This is a genomic window from Amycolatopsis sp. NBC_00438 (genome assembly GCF_036026695.1).
Taxonomy (GTDB): Bacteria; Actinomycetota; Actinomycetes; order Mycobacteriales; family Pseudonocardiaceae; genus Amycolatopsis.
In genome coordinates this window covers 3373564-3393127 of the sequence record NZ_CP107923.1, presented here as the reverse complement: position 1 = coordinate 3393127, position 19564 = coordinate 3373564, and the positions used below count along the sequence as shown (strand labels likewise).

Below are 19564 nucleotides of genomic sequence, written 5' to 3'. Positions count from 1 at the left end.
CGGCTAGGGGTACGTCCGGCCGAGCAGCGGAGGCGGCCCGCCGCCGGACGCGCAGCCGCCCTCTCCGGGCTCGGGCGTGGGTAGCGTGACGGGGGCCAGGACCTCAGGCCCGCCGAACCGGGTGGCCGTGGTCGCTTCCATCCCCCGAGTCTCGAACCTCGACGACACTCGAGGTCAAGCGCGAAAGGACCACCCGTGCAGACTTCCGTCGGACTGCTCCACCCCGGGGCGATGGGCGCCGCGGTCGGCGCGCTTCTCGTGGACCGGGGTTTTCCCACCCGCTGGCTGCCCGCCGGGCGCGGTCCCGCCACGCGACGGCGGGCGGCGGAAGCCGGGCTCATCGAGGCCGCCGACCTGAGGGGCTGCGACGTCGTCCTCGGCATCTGCCCGCCCGCCGCCGCGGTCGACGTCGCCCGGGAGGTCGCCGCGAGCGGGTTCGCGGGCGTCTACCTCGACGCGAACGCCATCAGCCCCGGGCACGCGCGGGAGATCGAGGAGCTGTTCGACGGTCGGGCGAGTGTGGTCGACGGCGGGATCGTCGGGGCGCCGCCGCGGCACGACGGGTCCACGCGCCTCTACCTGTCCGGCAAGGACGCGGGCCGCGTTGGAAGCCTCTTCGCCGGGACTTTCCTCAAGCCGATCGTGCTCGACGGGCCGGTCGGGCGGGCCTCGGCGCTCAAGCTCGCGTTCGCCTCGTACAACAAGCTCACCTACGCGCTCGCCGCGCAGGCCCACGCCCTCGCGGCCCATCACGGCGTGGACGACGTCTTCCGCGAGCTCGCCGGGGCGGTCCGGCGGGACACCCCGCTCGGCGCGCCGGGCGCTCTCGAATCGGCGGGACAGCGCGCCTGGCGGTGGGAGGGCGAAATGACCGAGATCGCCGCCGCCTGCACCGAAGCGGGGCTGTCCCCGGCGCTGCTCACCGCCGCGCGGGAACTGTTCGGCCGCTGGCGCGACCACCGCGACGACGAAGGGGTGACGGCCGGCGAGCTGCTCGCCGCGCTGACCGTCACCCGGGACGTCACCTCAAGCGTCACCCAGCCGGGCTGACGTCGATCAGCACCTTCCCGGTCGCGCCCTCTTCCGACGCGATGTGCGCCTTCGCGGTGTCGGCCAGCGCGAAGCGGTGGACCGGCACGCCCCGGTCGTCGCCGAGCCGCAGCGCGCCGTCGGCGAAGGCCGCGTTGATGTCCTCGGCGCCGGCCCGCAGCTTGTCCGCCCCGACCGTGTAGAGCACCAGGAACTGGTACCGCGTGTTCAGCCACAGGTTGGCGCCGAACTCCAGGCTGATCGTGCCGGTGCCCCGGTCGTCGCCGTAGGCCGCGACGGTGCCGCGGGCGCGCAGCACCTGCGCGTGCAGGGGAGCGTTGACGCCCAGTGCGACCTCGACGACCACGTCGACGCCGTCCGGCGCGATCTCGCGGATCCGGGTGGCGAGCTCCGGGTCCGGGTAGTGCAGCACGTGCTGGGCGCCGGCTGCGCGGGCGAGGGCGGCCTTCGCGTCGCTGCTGACCGTCGCGATCACCGTCGCGCCGGCCCAGCGGCCGAGCTGGATCGCGGCGTTGCCGACCGCGCCGGCCCCGCCGCTGACCAGCACCGTCCGGCCGGCCAGGGCGCCGGGGGAGAGGCGCGACGGCCCGTCCTCGGCGACGGTGAGCGCGCGGTGGGCGGTCAGGGCCGGGATGCCGAACCCGGCGCCTTCGTCGAAGCCGACGCCGTCGGGCAGCGCGGCGAGCTTCCCGGCGGGCAGGACCGTGTACTCCTGGGCGGTGCCCGACTCCGGCGCGTGCGTGCCGGCGAGGAGCGTCCACACCCGATCGCCGGGGGCGAAGCCGGTCACGTCCGGGCCGACCGCGTCCACGACCCCGGCGCCGTCCTGGTTGGGGACGGTGTCCGGTACTTCGGTCCCGGCCTCGGCGCCCCGGCCCTGCCGGGCCTTCCAGTCGGTGGGGTTGACGGCGGACACCACGAGCCGGACGCGGACCTCGCCGGGCCCGGGCTCCCCGGCGTCCCGCTCCGACAGCGACAGCTCTTCGGGTCCGCCGTGGCGGCGGTAGACGACAGCTTTCATGACCCGTGCAATCCCGCCGGGCCCCCGGGTTATTCCCGGCCCGCCGGAATTGGATGACGTGCGGAAATGCCGGGCGTTTCCGGTCCCGGCCGGAAAATGGCGGGTAAACGCGCGCGGTAGGGGTGATCCCCCGGCCGGGCGATTTTCGGTGTTGCCCGAGCGAAATCGGCCCGCGCCCCGGAAACTGGGCGCGTGGGAGAGGAATTGCGCACATCGCGCGAAGAGCGGTCGAAGCGTGACGAAGGTGAGCCGACGCCCATCTTCGACGCCGTGGCCAGCGCGGCCCGCGCGGGTTCGGCGGAGAACGCGAATAAGGGGAATCCGGCGGGCGGGGCCGAATCGGGGCGGTGACCGGCGGGAATGGCCCGGTCGCCGATCGGTTTTCGGGCGTGCCGGTGGCGAGGGAGGTGCCGATGCGTGCCTGGCGGGGCCTGGCCGTGACGTATGCGGTGGTCGCGGTGATACAGGTCTACCTCGCCGTGACGACGGGGGTCAGTTGGGCGGTGGCACTCGCCGCCGTCTTCCTGCTGGTAGCGGTGGCGTGCGGCCTCGCGGCGTGGCGGCCGCGCGGCGGGCACCGCGGAACTTGAGGCAGATTGTTCGACGTCCGCGCGGAAGCTGTAGCATCTTGGCTGCACGTGCATCTGCGGGTGAGGAGCAGGACGTTGGCGGGCGTCGTGAACAGCATGATCGCTGCCGAGTACGCGGCGGGAGCGTCGATCTCGGAGCTGGCCGAGCGCTGGGGCATCGACCCGCGCCAGGTCGTCGAACGGATCTCCGCGGCCGACGGGGCCTGACGCCGGCGCGGGTCAGATGGCGCGTTCCCCCTTGCCCAGCACCACGATGCCGCCTTCGCTCACGTGGTAGTGCCCGCGGTCGCGAGCCAGGTCCACGCCGATGTGCGCGCCTGGCGGGACCACCACGTTCTTGTCCAGGATGGCCCGGCGCACCACCGCGCCGCGGCCGACCCGGGCGCCGTCCAGCAGCACCGAGCCCTGGACGACCGCGCCGTGCTCGACGAGGACGTCGGGCGAGAGCACCGAATCGACGACCTGCGCGCCCGAGATGATGCAGCCGGGGCTCACGATCGATTGGTTCGCCGAGCCGCCCTCGACGAACTTCGCCGCCGCGCGCTGGCCGGGGTGGGCCAGGATCGGCCACTTGCGGTTGTAGAGGTTGAAGATCGGGTGCGTGGAGATCAGGTCGGTGTGCGCGTCGTAGTAGCTGTCGATCGTCCCGACGTCGCGCCAGTAGCCGTGGTCGCGTTCGGTCTCGCCGGGCACGACGTTGCCGCTGAAGTCGTAGACCGCCGCCTCACCGGACTTCACCAGCGCCGGGATGATGTCGCGGCCCATGTCGTGGTGCGACGCGGCGTTCTCGGCGTCGGCGTGCAGCGCCTCCAGCATCACCTTCGTCGTGAAGATGTAGTTGCCCATCGACACGTATGACTCGTCGGGGGAGTCCGGCAGGCCCGGCGGGTCGGCGGGCTTCTCCAGGAACGCGTCGATCATCAGGCCGTCGGTGGTGCGGATGACGCCGAACGAGCTCGCCTCGGCGCGCGGCACCCGGATCCCGGCTACCGTGACGCCGGCGCCGGAGGAGATGTGGGTCTCCAGCATCTGCCGGGGGTCCATCCGGTAGATGTTGTCCGCGCCGAACACCGCGATGTACTCGGGGTCCTCGTCGTAGACCAGGTTGAGGCTCTGGTGGATGGCGTCGGCGCTGCCCTGGTACCAGCGCGGGCCCAGCCGCTGCTGCGCCGGCACCGGCGTGACGTACTCGCCGGTGAGCGCCGAGAGCCGCCACGTCGTCGAGATGTGCCGGTCGAGCGAGTGCGACTTGTACTGCGTCAGCACGCACAGCCGCCGGATCCCGCCGTGCACCAGGTTCGACAGCACGAAGTCGACCAGCCGGTGCACACCCCCGAAGGGCACGGCGGGTTTGGCGCGGTCGGCGGTGAGCGGCATCAGGCGTTTGCCCTCGCCGCCCGCGAGCACGATGCCCAGAACGTCGGCTCCACTGTTCACGAGGACCTCCCGCACGCTTCGTAGAGGGCGACCGTCTGCTCGGCGATCGCCTTCCAGCCGAACTCGCCGACCGCGCGCTCGCGGCCGGCGGTACCCATCGCGGCGGCCCGGTCCGGGTCGCCCACCAGCTCGTTGAGGGCCGCGCCCAGCCGCGCCTCGTACCCGGCGGTGTCCGCCTCGTCGTAGTGCACCAGCAGGCCGGTCCGGCCGTCGTCGACGACCTCCGGGATCCCGCCGACGTCGCTGGCGACCACGGCCGTGCCGCACGCCGCCGCCTCCAGGTTCACGATGCCGAGCGGCTCGTAGACCGACGGGCAGGCGAACACCGCGGCGTGGGTGAGCAGCTGCACGACCTCGGGCCGCGGCAGCATGTCCGGGATCCAGCGGACGCCGGTGCGGGTCTTCTCCAGGTCGGCGACCAGGCCGCGGAACTCGGCGTCCAGCTCGGGGGTGTCCGCGCCGCCCGCGCACAGCACCAGCTGCGTGTCCGGGTCGAGTGCGGCAGCGGCCCGGACCAGGTGCGGGACGCCCTTCTGCCGGGTGATCCGGCCGACGAACAGCACGTAGGGCCGGTCCGGGTCGACGCCGTGCTTCGCGAGGACGTCGGTGCCCGGGTCGGGCCGGTAGAGGGCGGTGTCGATGCCGTTGTGGATCACGTGGACGCGCTCGGGCGGCACGGCCGGGTACGCGGTGAGCACGTCCTGGCGCATGCCGGCGCTGACCGCGACGATCGCGTCGGCCGACTCGTAGGCCTCGCGTTCGATCCAGGACGAGACGCGGTAGCCGCCGCCGAGCTGCTCGGCCTTCCAGGGCCGCAGCGGCTCCAGCGAGTGCGCGGTGACCACGTGGGGGATGCCGTAGGTCATCTTGGCCAGGTGGCCGGCCAGGTTCGCGTACCAGGTGTGGCTGTGCGCGAGGTCGTGGCCGTCGAGGGCGTTCGCCATCGAGACGGCGATGTCCATGGTCGTGAACGCCGGCTGGCGGTAGCCGTGCGGGTCGGTGTGCCCGGTCGCGTCCGGCCGGTCCGGGCCCCAGCAGTGCACGTCGAGGTCGACGAGCGACCGCAACTCCCGGGCGAGGAACTCCACGTGGACCCCGGCTCCGCCATAGACCTCCGGCGGGTACTCCCGGGTGAGCAGGCCGACCTTCATGAGGAGAACCCTATGGCCTCACCACCCTGCGGCGCAGTCTGGCGTCCCGGCGAATCTCCAGGAGTTTCCGGTGACCGATGCGGTAGGGGCCGTCAGAGGCCGTAGAGCCGGGTCCAGTTCTCCCGCGAGGTCAGCTCCGGCACGGCGCCCTGGTACCGCGCCTGGGCCCCGGCGCCCTCCTTGCGCAGCCGCTGGATCACCCGGACGCCGCGTTTGGCCAGGTCGAAGGTCTTGGCGCGGTCGTAGGAGCGGACGCGGACGCCGTCCTGGTTGGCGTCGGTGACGACCACCGTCGAGAACAGCGACGTGTGCCACCAGTGGGCCTCGTCGGCCGGGACGGCGCCGAGCCCGAAGCGGTGGCGGCCCCGGGTCTGGTCGAGCAGCCGCTTGAGCAAGATCACCACGGTCCGGCTCGGCGGCGGGGCGCTGTTGATGATGCCGATGTCGTTGGACGCGATGCCCGGGACGTCGGTGGCCTTGTGGCGCTTGGTCTCCGGGTACTGGTCGCGGATCCGGCGGATCTCCTTCATCGCCTCGACACCGCCGTCACGCAGGACCTCCGGGCCTTCGAGGAAGTCCTCCACGGCCTTGATCAGCGTCGCCGACAGCCCGTACTGCATCCCCAGCAGATACCGCACCAGCTGCGCGAGCAGGACGCGGGAGAGCAGGTTGAGGTTGAACGGCGAGTGCAGCGCGGCGGTGATGATGGAGTTGCGCAGGTTGAAGTAGCGGTGCCACTCGTCCCAGTCCTTCATGTGGAAGTCCGCGTGCCACACACCCGCGCCGGGGAGGGTGACGGTGGGGAAGCCGTGCGCGCGGGCCCGGTAGGAGTACTCGGCGTCGTCCCACTGGAAGAAGAACGGCATCGGATACCCGGTGGCCTGCACCACCTCGTACGGGATCAGGCACGACCACCAGCCGTTGTACCCGGCGTCGAGGCGGCGTTCCTGCCGGTTCGGCTTCAACGTCTCCTCGTCCACGCCGAGCAGGTCCGCGGTGGTCAGGGAGTGCTCGACCGGCTGACCGGGCTCGAGGGTGTTCAACCGGGCGTATTCGGCGCCGACGTGGAGCTGGTTGGGGTGGAACAGGTTCAGCATCTGCCCGCCGACGATGATCGGGTTGGCGGCGCGGTTGGAGAACGCCGTCATCCGGATCACCAGGTCCGGCTCGAGCAGCACGTCGTCGTCCATGAACAGGACGTTGGCGTGGGCGGTGGCGGTGTGCCCGGCGACCTCGTAGAGCCCGCGGGTGAACCCGCCGGCGCCACCGAGGTTCGGCTGCTTGATGTAGTGCAGCTTCTCCCCGAGGTCCTTGACGACCTGGTCGAACCCGTCACGGGACTCGACGAGGTCGGTGCCCTGGTCGGCGACGTAGATCGCGTCCAGCGTGTCCAGCGACGACACGTCCGCGGCCAACGCCTGCAGGTTTTTGAGGCAGTCGTCGGCGCGGTTCATGGTGCAGATGGTGACCGCGGTCGGGCGGATCGTCTCCGGGGCTTCGACGGTCCAGCGGACCTGTTCGACGCGCAGGGTCTGGCCGCCTTCGGTTTCGAGGTCGAGCCAGAGGGCGCCGCCGTCGTAGAACTTGTCGAGCTTGCCGGTGAGGGCGACCTTGTGCTGGGTGACGTCGGTGACCTGCTCGGCTTCGATGACCCGCGGTTCCCCTTCGACGTCGGAGGCACCCATGGACAGCAGCCCGGTGCCGGTCACGACGGCCTCGACCGAGACTTCGGTGACGGTGGTCCAGCGCTGCCAGTAGGAGGCCGGGAACCGCCCGAAGTACGTGTTACCGGACACCTGCGTGCCCGGGTCCAGCCGGATCGAGCCGCGGTCCCGGATCGCCGAACCGGTGCGAACCTCGGCGTAGAGGTCTTTGCTGACGATCGGCGCCGGGCCCGCGTACAGGCCGCGCTGCGCGGTGAGGTCGGTCATCTGTTTCAAGCTCCGCTTCCGTTGCCCCGGACGAGATACAGCTGCTGGGTGCCGGCCCACGGCGACGACAGTGTCCAGTGGGCCAGCGCACCCGGCGGCGGATCACCGCGCACCAGGGCGTAGTCGGTGACGATCGGCCGGTCGCCGTGGTCGAAGTACCGGAAGTTGACGTCCACGAGCGCGCGGCCGAGCGCGCCGAGGTCGGCCTTCCGTGCGGTGATGGCCGGGCCGACGGCGCCACGGTCGTCGAAGAGGTCGACGATCGCGCAGCCGCAGCTGTAGGCGAGCACGCCGATCTCCCCGCCGCTGCGGACCGTGCCGCCGCCGAGCAGCCGGCCCAGTTCCGGGCCGATCCGCTCGTAGTCCGCCGTCGAGTCGTGGTTGGACATCAGCGGCGCGAACCGCCGCGGCAGGCCGTCCGAGACGTAGAAGCCGACGCTCAGGACCAGCACCCCGGTGACGGCGACCGCGCCGGCCACCCGGGCGGGCAGGCGCACGCAGGCGGCCGCGGCGGCGACCAGGAAGAGCGTCACCGTGACCAGGCTCGGCCCGTAGTACCAGTGGTAGGGCGGCACGTGCAGCCGCGTGTAGGCCAGGTAGTGCGCGAGCCCGGCCGGCACCAGCGGGGCGAACGGCAGCACCTTCGTCCACTGTGGACCACGGCGGCCGGAGCCGGCCAGCCAGAGCAGGAAGGCGCCCAGCGCGAGGGCGGCGGGCAGGAACGACAGCGCCGTCGCCCACGGGAAGACCCGGGCATACAGTCCCGCGCCGTTGCCGAAGTCCCAGGTACCCCAGGATTTCTGCAGTGTCTTGATGATCACCGTGTCCGGCACCGCCGACCCGAGCACCACCCAGCTGAAGGCGAACCAGGGGAGGGCGACGGCCGCCGCGGCGAGCACCGTCTGCCAGGCCTTCTCCCAGAACCGGCGGCGCAGCAGGAAGAGCACCAGGGCGACCACGACCAGGTCGAGCCGGACCAGCGCGACCAGGCCGGTCAGCACGCCGAACGCGATCGGCCGCCGTTCGCCGGCGCAGACCAGCAGCCAGGCGATCCCGGCCGCGCCGAGCTCGACCTCCAGCCCGATCGACGACAGCAGCAGCGGGTTCACCGTGAGCAGCGCGACGGCGGCCGGCGCGAACCAGGCCGGCAGGCCAGCCCGCGTCCCGGTCCGGCGCAGCGCGAGGACCAGCGCCACCTGGCCGAGCACGAACAGCACACCGCAGGCGAGCACGGCATCCCGCAGCACGAACGTCAGCACGGCGAGCAGCAGGACGTTCAACGGTGACGTCGCGGTGTTCGACGTCTCGGCCGTGATCAGGCCCCAGTGCCCGTGGAAGGCGACGTTGCGCGCGTAGGACAGCGTGATGAACGTGTCGTCGATCAGGTGCGGGCGCACCGCGGCGAACACCAGCGCCGAACCCGCGGCGACGGCTACGGGCAGCACCCAGCGCCGTGGGGTGCGGGGCCGCCGTTCGGGAGCCGCGTCCACAGCGGGCTCCCGATGGGCGACGCTCACGGCTCGCGGGTGAGGACGAAGTGCCCGACGCCCTTGGCCGCCGAGTACACCTGCCAGCTGTCCGGCCCGGTGGCCGGGCCCGACGCGTACTGCAGCCGGTAGTCCCGCTTGCGGGGCGTGGCCGAGCGGTCCAGCCAGTGGTAGTTCACCCGCAGCGCCAGGCTCATCACGGGGCTCGCCGTCGCGATCCGTTGCTGGACCAGCGAAACGGCCTCGCCGCGATCGGAAAAGACGTCGAGGATGGCGCACTGGCAGTAGTAGGCCAGCGTGCCGATCTCGCCGGGACTGGCGACGCTCGCGCCGTCGAGCCGCTTGCCGAGCTCGGTGCCGACCCGGGCGTAGTCCTGCGCGCTGGCCCAGTTCCCGAACACGACCGGCGACTTCCAGGGCAGGCCCTGCGAGGCGTCGACCGCGGCGCCGCCCAGCACCAGCACCCCGGTCAGGCCCAGCGCGAGCAGCGGGGGACCGGTCCGCAGCGCCGGCTTCTCGTGCGCCTGGGCGTACCAGCTGCCGAACGCGGCGACGGCGAACGCGCTCGTCGCCGTCACCGGCGCCACGTAGTACCAGTGGAACGGGCCCACGCCGAGGTAGGAATAGGCGATGTAGTAAACGATCCCGCCCGCGGCCAGCGCCGCGACCGGGCCCAGTGGCGGGAAGTCGGGCCAGCGGACGGCGAACCGCGCCGCGGCCCACCCGGCGAGCGCGACCACGCCGACAACGGCCGGCAGGAACGACACGAGCACGGTGACCGGCCAGCCCAGGTAGTACATCATCGGCCCGGTGCTGTAGCTCCACGGCGCGAACAGCCCGGCCTGCGACTGCTTGATCACCAGCGTGTCGGGCACGAACGAGCCGAACGCGATCCAGCTGACCAGGAACCACGGCGCGGTCGTCAGGACCGCGAAGCCCACCGCGGGCAGCAACCGCCGCCGGATCGCGGGCGTGCCGAGCGCGATCACCACGACGAACACGACGAGGTCGAGCCGGGTCAGGATGGCCAGCCCGGCGGCGACACCGAACCAGACCGGCCGGCCTTCGAGCGCGAGCGCCGTCAGCACCAGCAGGACGGCGGGGATGAGCAGGACTTCCAGCCCGATGGCGGACAACACGAACGGGTTCAGCAGCACCAAGGTGACGCCGAGCACACCCGCCGCCGTCGGCAGCGACAGCACCCGCCCGATCCGCTGCCACGCCCAGCCGAGCGCGCCGCCGCACACCACCGTCAGCACGCCCAGCGCGATCACCGGGTGCGCGCCGCCGAAGATCCGCGTCACCAGCGTCAACGCGCCGAGCAGCAGGATGTTCAGCGGCGACGTCGCGGAGTTCGCCGGGGAACCGGGAATCATGCCCCATTCACCGTGTTCCGCGAGGTTTTTCGCATACGCGAGGGTGATGTAGCTGTCGTCGGTCAGGCTGCCTCGCACCACGAGGAAGACCAGCGCGCCCAGCATCGCCCCGAAAACGGGCAGCAACCAGCCCCGCGACACTCTCGTTTTCCCGTTTTCTACCGCAAGCACCCGTTCACCTCGCGGATCCGCCACCTGTGCGGAGTCCGCCATCTGCCCGATCGACATGCCCCGGGGACCGTAATGACACTTCATTACAGGAGTGCTACGCCCTTGTTAGGTCCACGGGCCCGCGAGGTACTTCACCCGATGGTGACACGCTGCCCGTGAGGCCGCAGTGTGAAATATCGGTCCATTGTGGATATACGTGTCTGGTCAGCGGGTGCGGCGGCGGACGGTCACGAGCACGAGCGCGGCACCCCCGGTGACCAGCAGCGCACCGAGACCGAGCAGCGGGCCGACGTCGATTCCGGTGTCCGGCAGGCGGCCGGAGCCGCCGCCGGTGGCCGGCACCGGCACCGGCTGCGGGGTGCTGCTGGACGACGTGGTGTCCACGGGACTCGTCGTCGTGTCGCCGGTGGTGCTGGTCGGCGCGGTGGACGTGCTCGTGGCCGTGGTGGTCGTTGCCGTGGTGGTCGTGTCCGTCGTCGGTGCCGTGCTGGTGGTCGTCGGCTCGGATGTGCTCGTGGTCGGTTCCGTCGTGGTGGGAGCCGTTGTCGTGGTGGGCTCGGTCGTGGCCGGGCCGGTGGTCGACGTGGTGGGGGTTGTCGAAGTCGTCGATGTGGTGGTCGTCGATGTGGTGGTCGTCGTGCTGGTGCCCGGTGTGGTGGTCGGCGGCTCGGGCTTCGTGCACGACGGCAGGTCGCCGGTGAACGGGTACGCGTGGAACTCCTGGCCGCTGCCGGGGCCGGCGCTCGAGCCGTGCACGAGGTTGCCCGTGGTGAAGAACCGGCCGTTGCTGCCCGGGAGCGTCATCGTCGTGGTGCCCTCCGGGTTGCCGGCCAGCACGCTGCCCTGGAACTGGCCGCTGCCGGTGAGGGTGAGCGTCGTGGCGTCCGGGATGTTCCACAGCAGCCGGGAGCGGAGCTTGTTCAGCGGGTCGTTGTCGTCGAGGGTGCCGCTGTAGGTGTTGATCGTGCGGGGGCCGCCGGTGAGGTTGACCAGCACCGTGGCGCCGGCCGGGATGCCGTCGAACGTGATGCCCTGCGTGCTGCCGCCCGGCCCGGCGATGTCGGCGGTGAGGTTGAAGACCTGCAGCGCGGACTTGCCGTCGCCGGTGAAGAGCGTCTGGTAGCCCTGGTTGACCACCGTTCCGGTGGCGGGCCGCGGCGCGCCGTCGACGCGGGCGTAACACCGGCTCGCGGCCGTCAGGTCCTCGCGCAGGCCCGCGTATGGCTTCATCGCCGCGGGGTCGTGGACGACGGTGCCGAGCACCGTGCCCGTCACCGACCCGGCGTGGCGGACCACGCCGCCGCCCGAGTCGCCGACCGCGTCTAGCCGCTGGGTGTCGGCGACGGTGAGGTCGCCGCCCACGGTCAGGAAGTCGGCGCCGTCGGGCGGCGGCACGCGCGAGCCGACCCCGGCCACGCCGACGTTGTAGATCGACGAGCCGGACGTCTTGCGCAGCGTGAAGTCGCCGCCGACGACCACCCGGCCCTCGGCCTCGGCCGCGCTGCCGGTGACGCGCATGGTGCCGCCGACGAAGACGTTGACGCCGTTGTCGCGCCCGGCGAACGACCCGTTCCCGACCGGCGGGAAGGTGGCGGGGCAGCTGCCCGGCACGCACGGGCCCAGGCCGCCGGGCAGCGGGTCGGCGTGCGCGGACCACGGCGCGGGGAGGGCGAGCAGCACGAGCCCGCAGGCCGCCAGCGCGGCCAGAGCGGCATGGGTCACGCGCACGGGATCCCCTCCCTGTCCAGCATCGGTCCACTGTGGACGCTTCGACCGGACGATAACCGCCTGACCCGCGACGATCCGCCCATCGAGCGGTTATCCACCCGATGGGGGTCACCCGGGCGGCACTGGCTGTGCCCGGCGTCACAGCCTCGGGTTGAGTAGCACCGGAACAACTAAGTTGAGTCCGTAGTTGTCAACTTTGCGAAGGCGAGCCACCACCGCCCCGGCCACGAACCCCTGGTGGGAAGGAGACCCGAAATGGTGTTGCGTACCGATCCGTTCCGCGACTTCGACCGGCTGAGCCGGCAGTGCTTCGGCGCCACCGGCACGGCGAGCCGCCCGGCGAGCGTGCCGATGGACGCCTACCGCGACGGCGACGACTTCGTCGTCCAGTTCGACCTGCCCGGTGTCACGCCCGGCTCGATCGACCTCGACGTCGAGCGCAATGTCCTGACCGTGCGCGCCGAGCGGCCCGCCAATCCGGCCGAAGGCGCTCAGTACCAGGTCAGCGAGCGTCCGCGCGGGGTGTTCACCCGCCGCCTGCTCCTCGGTGACACCCTCGACGCCGACCGCATCGAAGCGGACTACGACGCCGGCGTGCTGACCGTCCGGATCCCGGTGGCGCAGCGGGCCCAGTCCCGCCACATCACCGTCGGTTCCGGTGCGGCGAAGGAGAAGATCACCGCCTGACCGCCACGAAGAGCCGGCCCCGGACGTCCGGGGCCGGCTTTCGCGCGTTCGGCGACCGGCCACTGTGGACGGCGTTACCCTGGGGCGGTGAACGCCCCGCGGATCCTGGTCGTCGAGGACGCCGAAGCGATCCGCGTCGCGGTCGAGACGGCGCTGGCGACGGCCGGGTTCGCCGTCCGGTCCCTGCCCGACGGCGCCGGGCTGGAGGCCGAACTGTCGCGCGCCCGCCCGGATCTCGTGGTGCTGGACGTGATGCTGCCGGGCCGCGACGGGTTCGAGCTGCTGCGCCTGATCCGCCGTGTGTCGGCCGCCGGCGTCGTGATGCTGACCGCGCGCGACGGCGTCGAGGACCGGCTGCGCGGCCTCGGCGACGGCGCCGACGACTACGTCGTGAAGCCGTTCGTGCTGGCGGAACTGGTCGCGCGGGTGACGGCCGTGCTGCGCCGGACGGGGCGCACGCAGGCGGCCGTGGAGATCGGCGACCTGGTGGTCGACGTCGAGGGCGGCCGCGTCCGGTACGGCGCCGCCGAGGTCGAGCTGACGTCGACCGAGTGGAAGCTGCTGGTGTACTTCGCCCAGCACCGCGACCGGGTGGTCGGCAAGACGCAGATCCTGACCGCGGTGTGGGGCTACGGCGACTACGCGGCGAACCTCGTCGAGGTGAACGTGAGCACGTTGCGCCGCAAGCTGGAGGCGCACGGCCCGCGCGTGCTGCACACCGTGCGCGGCCAGGGGTACGTCCTGCGCGGCGAGCCGTGACCGGGCTGCGGACGGTGTCGCTGCGCCGCCGGGTCACCGTCACCGTGCTGGTGGTGCTCGCGGTGGTGCTGGTCGCCGTCGGGTTCGTCGTGGACACGGTGTTCCGCGCCCAGGCCGAGAAGGACGTCAACGGCCTGCTCACCGCCCGCGTGCAGCTGGCCCAGCAGCTGGCGAAGCAGAACGTGCCGCCGCAGAACCTGCTGCGGCGGATGGAAACCCGCGGGGTCCAGGCGTCGCTGGCGCTGCCGGACGGCACGTTCCTGGGTGCGGCCGACCTGCCGCCCGCCGACCGGATCCGCCAGGTCCGCGCGACACTGACCGGCCCGCCCCGGATCAACGGCGCGAAGCTGACGCTGACCGCGGACGAGACCCTCGTGGCGGCCGCCGAGCAGAGCTTGCGGTGGGTGCTGCTGGCCACCGGGCTGGCCGCGCTGCTCGTCGCCGCGGTCGCGTTGCTGCTGGCGGTCCGGTTCGCGCTCGCCCCGCTGGACGCGATGACCCGGCTGGCCCGCTCGATCGTCTCCGGCGGTCGCGGTGGCCGGCTCGCGCCGGAGCGGACGACGACGGAGCTGGGTCGCGCGGCGGCCGCGTTCGACTCGGCGCTCGACGCCCTCGAAGGCGCCGAGCGGACGGCGCGGGCGTCCGAGGCGCGCACCCGGCGGTTCGTCGCGGACGCCGCCCACGAGCTGCGGACGCCGTTGGCCGGCGTGCAGGCGGCGGCCGAAGCCCTGCTGCAGCTGCCCCCCGGCGCCGACCCGACCCGGTTGCAGCTGCTGGTGGTCCGCGAGTCGCAGCGGGCCGGGAAGCTCGTCGCGGACCTCCTGGACCTGGCCCGTCTCGACGCGGGCGCGGACCTCGAACGCGCCCCGGTGGCGCTGCTCGCGCTGGCCCGGGCCCAGGCCGACCGCGTGGGCCTGACGGCGCCGGAGGTGACGGTCGAGGTCACCGGCCCGGACGCCCGCGTGCTCGGCGACAGCGCCCGGCTGACGCAGATCCTGGCCAACCTCACCGACAACGCGGTCCGCGCGATGGCCGGCCACGGCACGCTGACCCTCGAGGTCGCGCCGGACGGCGTGACGGTGACCGACACCGGCCCGGGTGTCCCGGGTGCCGAGCGGGAGCGGATCTTCGACCGCCTGGTGCGGCTGGACGAGGCCCGCGGCCAGGGTGGTTCGGGGCTGGGGCTGCCGATCGCGCGGGGTTTCGCGCGGGCGCACGGCGGCGACCTGTGGTGCGAGGCCGCGCCGGGCGGGGGAGCGCGCTTCCGGCTGGCCGGGCTGCCGCCGGCGTGAGGCGTCAGGCGAACAAGCCCGTCAGCCGGCCGCGGTGGCCCGGCAGGACCTGACCCGCGTCCGAGCCCAGCACGTCCTCGACCATCGTCGCGTAGACGTCGCGGAAGTCCGTGGTCAGCTTGAGGTCGCCGTCGTCGAGGTCGCTCAGGCTCGGCTCGGCGCCGTGGAAGCCGCCGTGGACGTTGGCGCCCAGCACGAACATCGGGCCCGCAGTGCCGTGGTCGGTGCCCTGGCTCGCGTTCGCCGTCACCCGCCGGCCGAACTCCGAGTAGACCATCACCACCGCCTGCTTGCCGCGGTCGGTTTTCGCGAGCCGCTGCGCGAACGGCGTCAGCGCGCCGTCCAGCTCCGTGAGCAGCCGCTGCTGGGTGCCGCGCTCGTCGGCGTGGGTGTCGAAGCCGCCCAGCGACACCGAATACGCCCGCGACGGCACCCCCGCCTCGATCAGCCCGGCGACGACGTCGAGCTGCGCGGCCAGCTCTCCCTTGCGCGGCTGGGCTTTCCCCTTGTCCTTCGCGGACGCGTGCGCCCCGAGCGTCGCCACCGCGCGGTGCAGGTCACCGACCGATCGGGCCGCCCTGGCCTGCCAGTAGCCCTCGCCGGCCTGGGCCGCGCCGAGGCCCTGGAACGCCGTCCCGAGCGCGCCCTTCGGCAGGGCGAGCCCGCCGACCGGCAGGGACGCGGCCGCGGTCCGGGCACCGGCCAGCAACGGCGGCAGCACGGGGTCGACCGACACCGCGCGCAGCGGGTCGTCGCCGGTCGCGTCGAGCCAGCGGCCGAGCCAGCCGGTCGGCACCGACGTCTCCGGCGACGCCGTCTGCCAGATCGCCATCGACCGGAAGTGGCTGTGGTCCGGTTTCGGGTAGCCGACCCCGCGCACGATCGCCAGCTGCCCGCCGTCCCAGAGGCTCTTGAACCCCTTCAGGCCCGGGTTGAGCCCGAGCCCTTCGCCGACGTCGAGCACCTCTTCGGGTTTGTAGGCCAGCTCGGACCGGGCGTTCTGGTACACGCTGTCACCCGCCGGGACGATCGTGTTGAGGCCGTCGTTGCCGCCGTAGAGGGTGACGACCACGAGCACACCCGCGTTCGGGTCGAGGGGGTTCTCCTGCGCGGCCGACATCAGCCGCGCCCAGTCGACCTGGGTCGCGCCGGCGGCGAGCGCCGCGGCGGCCGTCACCCCGGTCGCGGTGAGGAACCGGCGTCGGTTGACCTGCACGATCGTCACCCACTCACTACGTATTCGGGGGCACAGGCGGCCACGGTGGCCAGCTGGCGGACGTCGCCGGCGACCCCGGCCAGCGCGGCCCGGGTCCGGTCCGACCACGCGTCGACGCCGAGGAGCTCGCCGATCGCGCCGGCTTTGTCCGACGCTTTCGCGACGGCGCCTAGGTCGGCGTGCGCGGCGATCAGCTGGGCCAGGTGCAGCCGGGCCACGCCGGCGGACGTCGTCAGCCAGGCGCCGCCCGCCGCCCAGCCCCCGACGCTGGGCGGCAGGAACGGCACCTGACCGAGCCCGCGCAGCCCGGCCGGCAGCTGCGCGCGGGTCTTTTCGTCGAGCGAACCGGGCCGCACGCCGAACGCGCGCAGCAGGCCCGCCAGCCATTCGACCGGCTGCTTGACCAGCGACGTCGCGCTGTCGTGGAACGCCGGCTCGGCGGTGATCGCCCGCAGCAGTGCCCGGATGTCGCGGCGGCTGCCGTAGGCGGCGACCAGCCGGTTCAGGACGTCGGCCGCGGGCGGCGCCGAAGACACCAGCCGGAACCAGAGCCGGCCGGCGACGAACGGCGCCGACTCCGGCCGGCCCAGCACCAAGTCCACAAAGGACTGTGCGGCGAAGTCGCCGGTGGCGCCGAGGATGTGCTTCTCGCCGTTGTCGTGCCGCTTCGGCACCAGCTTCGCGGTGGTCGTGTCGCGCTGGGCCGTCCACCCGGTGAGCGCCCGCGCGGCTTCGCGGACGTCGTCCTCGGTGTAGTGACCGACGCCGAGGGTGAACAGCTCCATGAACTCCCGGGCGAGGTTCTCGTTGGGCTTGCCCGCCTTGTTGCTGTTGCCGTCGAGCCACAGCAGCAGGGCCGGGTCGACGACCATCACCCGCGCCAGGTCGGTGAAGCTGCCGAGCGCGTGGTCCCGCTGGGCCTGGTTCTGCGCCAGCATCAGCTCCGGGCTGCGGACCTTCTGCTCACTCGTGGCGAAGTGCCCGTGCCAGAACCAGGTCAGCCGTTCCACCGACGCGACGTCGGTGGCGGTCATCCGGTCCAGCCACCAGAGCGTGGCCTGGGCGGCCTGCGCCTGCAGCTGCTTGGTCGCCTGCTGCTTCGCGGCCTTGTCCTGTTTGCCCGGGCGCTCGGGCGGCGCGCCGAGGGCGGGCATCGGCGTCGCGGCCGCCCCGGCATCGGGGCCGGTGTCCAGCAACCGGTCGCGGGTCTCGGCGAACCCGCGGTCGAGGTCGCCGGGCCGCGGGCCGAAGCCGAGCCGGTCGTGCAGCCGTCGCACCGCCGCTCGTTCGGAGAGGACCACCATGACCCCGATCCTGGGGCGCCCGGCCCGGGACCCGCGAGCGTGCGGCGGGTTTCTTCAGCCGATCCACAGGCGAGGTCAGCAGGCGCGCGTCGCCGGCTCCCCGCCGAGCGCCGTGACGGCCGCGTCGAGGTCTTCGTACAGCGGCAGCAGCCCGTCCAGACCGAGGATCGCGAGCGGCCGCGCCACCGTGACCCGGTCGGCGGCAAGCGCCCAGGGCACGCCGCGCGCGCGAGCGGCCCGGTGCGTCTCGAGGAGAACGCTGAAGATGAGGGAGTCGCAGTAGGTGGCGGCGCTCAGGTCCGCGACGACCCCGCGGGCGCAGTCGCGGACGGCGGCGAGCAGCGCCTGCCGCATCCGTGGCGCGCAACCGAGGTCGAGGTCGCCGGCGCAGCGGACGGTCACGATCCCGGCGTCGCCGGTGCTCCCGATAACGGGCGCGGTGTGCTGATCGGTCATGCGGTCGTCTTCCGTGCTCGACGGTGGAACGGCTCCCCGGCATGGTGGTACCCCCGCGACCGGAAAATCACACGGCCTTCGTCCGCACGGGAGAGCCTCAAGGCGGGTACTGCATCCGTGCGACAGCGATGCCCAACCGTTGCGGTCCGGGTGTAGCTTGGCCGGACAGGACAACGCTTCCCCGATTCGCCGCCGGCCGTGGTGGGTGCCACCCCACCCGACCGGCCCGGATCCGGCTGACGCGGGCCGGATCACCGGCGCCGGACGGCGCCGGAGGGGACGCGGCCCGGTCACCGCCCCGGCCGGCCGCGTCCCCGCGCCGGCGCCGTCGTGCCGGTCGGCCGCCGCGGTGGCGTCGCTATGCTGCCGCGACAGCCCATCGGGCCGGTGGGTGGCAAAAGGACGGTGGATCCGGATGGACGTCGGCGCGATACCCGTCCCGGCCGCGGGATCGTGGGCGCCGGGCAAGGTCGCCGAGCTGCTCGGCGTTTCGCCCGTGACGCTGCGCAGCTGGAGCGCGCGGTACGGGATCGGGCCGTCGGCCCGCAGCGAGGGCCGGCACCGCCGGTACTCCGACGCGGATGTCCGCCGCCTGCAGCACATGCAGCGCCTGATCACCCGCGGCATGCCGGTGCGCGAAGCGGCCGCCGCGGCCTTCACCGCCGCGCCGCGCCCGCGCGTCCCGGCCGGCGACCGGGTGCGGGAGCTCACGGAAGCGGCCGAGGACCTGCAGTTCGAAGCGGTCGCCGCGCTGATCGACGAGACGCTCTCCACGCTGGGTGCGGCCGCGGCGTGGACCGACGTCCTGGTCCCGGTCCTGCGGGAGCTGGGGGACCGCTGGCAGCGCGGTGACGTCTGCTTCGCGTCGGAATGGGCCCTCACGACGGAAGCTTCCTTCGCCCTCGAGCGCTTCGGCCGACAGTTCCCGGACACGGTGCCGGGCCGGCCGGTGCTGCTGGCGTGCTGCCCCGCCGAACGGCACTCGCTGCCGATGGAGGCACTGCGGGCAACGCTGGCCGAGTCCGGGGTGCCGGTGCGCTACCTCGGCCAGCTCGTCCCGGCCGAGACGCTCACCGACCTGGCCGAACGCCTCGACCCGGTGCTGGTCGTGCTGTGGTCGATGGCCGCCCCGACCGCCGACGACCGCCTCGTGCTCCGGCTGCGCGACCTCGGCCGCGACGTCGTGGCGGCGGGGCCGGGCTGGGCGCACCTGGGGGAGCGCGGCTTCACGACGGTGGACGACCTGGGCACGGCGGCCGATCTCGCGGCCGGCCGCGTCAGCGTGTCGTGAGCTTCTCCAGCGCGGCGGTCAGGGCCGGGACCACGTCGTCGCCGAGGTGCTCGAACTCCCGCTTGAGCAGCGGGCTCGCGAGCTTCGCGACGCCGTGGAAGACGATCGTCGCCTGGTAGTGGACCGTCGTGCCGTCCGGGCCCGAGGTCAAGGTGAAGTCGTCGGTCGAGGTGGCCGTCTTGTTCTCGCCGACGAACGTGACGTGGTCCGGGTCCAGCCGCGTCAGCCGGTAGTCGAGCTCGGTCTCCTTGCCGCGGAACTCCGAGACGTTGTGCCACCGCGCGCCGACCGCGACCGGGCCGGCGTCGGTGCGGGTGCACCGGACCGTGCCCGGGTCCCACTCCTCGGTGTGCGCGAAGTCCGCGAGGTAGGCCGCGACCTGCTCGACCGGGGTGGCGACGGTGACGGTGCGTTCGACCTGGACCATGGCGTGCTGCCTCCTCGGGTGGACCCGCGCCGGCGCTTCGGTGCGAAGTCGATGCAACCGTACCGAGCGCGACCCCGTCCGGCAGGACGGCGGCACCGGTGAACGGGACACCGGGCACGGTTGCCGACATCGATGTCATTATTCCTAATTTTTGTCTTCCTTGTCTTCTTGACCGTCCCCGCGAGCGCGG

The 19564-nt window shown here is 72.9% G+C and carries 19 protein-coding genes; 7 read left to right on the top strand and 12 right to left on the bottom strand.

The window, feature by feature from the left end:
• Positions 1-3 precede the first annotated feature (3 nt).
• Positions 4-141, bottom strand: coding sequence for a hypothetical protein (locus OG494_RS14890; RefSeq protein WP_328456014.1), 138 nt, complete (start codon positions 139-141; stop codon positions 4-6).
• A 54-nt stretch (positions 142-195) separates the two neighbouring features.
• Between OG494_RS14890 and OG494_RS14885 the strand changes: the two genes are divergently transcribed.
• Positions 196-1050, top strand: a complete 855-nt coding sequence (locus tag OG494_RS14885; RefSeq protein WP_328456012.1) for an NAD(P)-dependent oxidoreductase — start codon at positions 196-198, stop codon at positions 1048-1050.
• On the opposite strand, the gene OG494_RS14880 is transcribed toward OG494_RS14885, so the two are convergent.
• Positions 1034-2071: an NADPH:quinone reductase gene (locus OG494_RS14880; RefSeq protein WP_328456011.1), complete on the bottom strand. Its 1038-nt coding sequence runs from the start codon at positions 2069-2071 to the stop codon at positions 1034-1036. The two genes, OG494_RS14885 and OG494_RS14880, sit on opposite strands and share 17 nt — an antisense overlap.
• Before the next feature lie 413 nt (positions 2072-2484).
• Between OG494_RS14880 and OG494_RS14875 the strand changes: the two genes are divergently transcribed.
• Both OG494_RS14875 and OG494_RS14870 read left to right on the top strand, forming a co-directional pair.
• Positions 2485-2661 carry a hypothetical protein gene (locus OG494_RS14875; RefSeq protein WP_328456009.1) on the top strand — a complete coding sequence of 59 codons (177 nt, stop codon included), beginning with the start codon at positions 2485-2487 and terminating at the stop codon, positions 2659-2661.
• A gap of 75 nt (positions 2662-2736) precedes the next feature.
• Entirely contained in the window at positions 2737-2868 is a 132-nt protein-coding gene (locus tag OG494_RS14870; RefSeq protein WP_328456008.1) for a hypothetical protein, read from the top strand.
• 12 nt (positions 2869-2880) lie between these two features.
• Here the strand turns inward: OG494_RS14870 and glgC are convergent, their stop codons facing one another.
• The 6 genes from glgC to OG494_RS14840 form a co-directional block, all read right to left on the bottom strand.
• On the bottom strand, positions 2881-4098 hold the full coding sequence (gene glgC / locus OG494_RS14865; RefSeq protein ID WP_328456006.1) for a glucose-1-phosphate adenylyltransferase: 1218 nt from the start codon (positions 4096-4098) through the stop codon (positions 2881-2883).
• Positions 4095-5249, bottom strand: coding sequence for a glycogen synthase (gene glgA, locus OG494_RS14860; protein WP_328456004.1), 1155 nt, complete (start codon positions 5247-5249; stop codon positions 4095-4097). Before glgA ends, glgC begins: the two co-directional genes overlap by 4 nt.
• A gap of 92 nt (positions 5250-5341) precedes the next feature.
• A complete protein-coding gene (locus tag OG494_RS14855; RefSeq protein WP_328456002.1) occupies positions 5342-7180 on the bottom strand; it encodes a glycosyltransferase in 1839 nt (612 codons plus the stop codon).
• A gap of 5 nt (positions 7181-7185) precedes the next feature.
• On the bottom strand, positions 7186-8697 hold the full coding sequence (locus OG494_RS14850; RefSeq protein WP_328456000.1) for a hypothetical protein: 1512 nt from the start codon (positions 8695-8697) through the stop codon (positions 7186-7188).
• Positions 8694-10184 carry a hypothetical protein gene (locus tag OG494_RS14845; protein WP_328455998.1) on the bottom strand — a complete coding sequence of 497 codons (1491 nt, stop codon included), beginning with the start codon at positions 10182-10184 and terminating at the stop codon, positions 8694-8696. Before OG494_RS14845 ends, OG494_RS14850 begins: the two co-directional genes overlap by 4 nt.
• A gap of 234 nt (positions 10185-10418) precedes the next feature.
• The gene (locus tag OG494_RS14840; RefSeq protein ID WP_328455996.1) at positions 10419-11942 is read right to left on the bottom strand and encodes a choice-of-anchor A family protein; all 1524 of its coding nucleotides are present in this window, start codon (positions 11940-11942) and stop codon (positions 10419-10421) included.
• Positions 11943-12197: 255 nt separating this feature from the next.
• Here OG494_RS14840 and OG494_RS14835 point away from each other — a divergent pair, with 255 nt between their 5' ends.
• From OG494_RS14835 to OG494_RS14825, 3 genes are all read left to right on the top strand, one after another.
• Positions 12198-12629 (top strand): Hsp20/alpha crystallin family protein, encoded by a 432-nt coding sequence (locus OG494_RS14835; protein ID WP_328455994.1) that lies wholly within the window; start codon positions 12198-12200, stop codon positions 12627-12629.
• 87 nt (positions 12630-12716) lie between these two features.
• Positions 12717-13388 carry a response regulator transcription factor gene (locus OG494_RS14830; RefSeq protein WP_328455993.1) on the top strand — a complete coding sequence of 224 codons (672 nt, stop codon included), beginning with the start codon at positions 12717-12719 and terminating at the stop codon, positions 13386-13388.
• Positions 13385-14680, top strand: a complete 1296-nt coding sequence (locus OG494_RS14825) for a sensor histidine kinase (RefSeq protein ID WP_328455992.1) — start codon at positions 13385-13387, stop codon at positions 14678-14680. The genes OG494_RS14830 and OG494_RS14825 overlap by 4 nt, the downstream gene beginning before the upstream one ends.
• Positions 14681-14684: 4 nt before the next feature.
• Here OG494_RS14825 and OG494_RS14820 read toward each other — a convergent pair whose 3' ends face one another.
• The 3 genes from OG494_RS14820 to OG494_RS14810 all read right to left on the bottom strand — a co-directional run bounded on the left by OG494_RS14820 (position 14685) and on the right by OG494_RS14810 (position 17656).
• Positions 14685-15905, bottom strand: coding sequence for a DUF1501 domain-containing protein (locus OG494_RS14820; protein ID WP_328455991.1), 1221 nt, complete (start codon positions 15903-15905; stop codon positions 14685-14687).
• Entirely contained in the window at positions 15902-17200 is a 1299-nt protein-coding gene (locus tag OG494_RS14815; RefSeq protein ID WP_328455989.1) for a DUF1800 domain-containing protein, read from the bottom strand. The genes OG494_RS14820 and OG494_RS14815 overlap by 4 nt, the downstream gene beginning before the upstream one ends.
• Before the next feature lie 75 nt (positions 17201-17275).
• A complete protein-coding gene (locus OG494_RS14810; protein WP_328455987.1) occupies positions 17276-17656 on the bottom strand; it encodes an STAS domain-containing protein in 381 nt (126 codons plus the stop codon).
• Positions 17657-18071: 415 nt separating this feature from the next.
• On the opposite strand from OG494_RS14810, the gene OG494_RS14805 reads away from it, so the two are divergent.
• A complete protein-coding gene (locus OG494_RS14805) occupies positions 18072-18947 on the top strand; it encodes a MerR family transcriptional regulator (protein ID WP_328455985.1) in 876 nt (291 codons plus the stop codon).
• Here OG494_RS14805 and OG494_RS14800 read toward each other — a convergent pair.
• Positions 18934-19374 carry an SRPBCC family protein gene (locus OG494_RS14800; protein WP_328455983.1) on the bottom strand — a complete coding sequence of 147 codons (441 nt, stop codon included), beginning with the start codon at positions 19372-19374 and terminating at the stop codon, positions 18934-18936. The two genes, OG494_RS14805 and OG494_RS14800, sit on opposite strands and share 14 nt — an antisense overlap.
• Between the last annotated feature and the right edge of the window lie 190 nt (positions 19375-19564).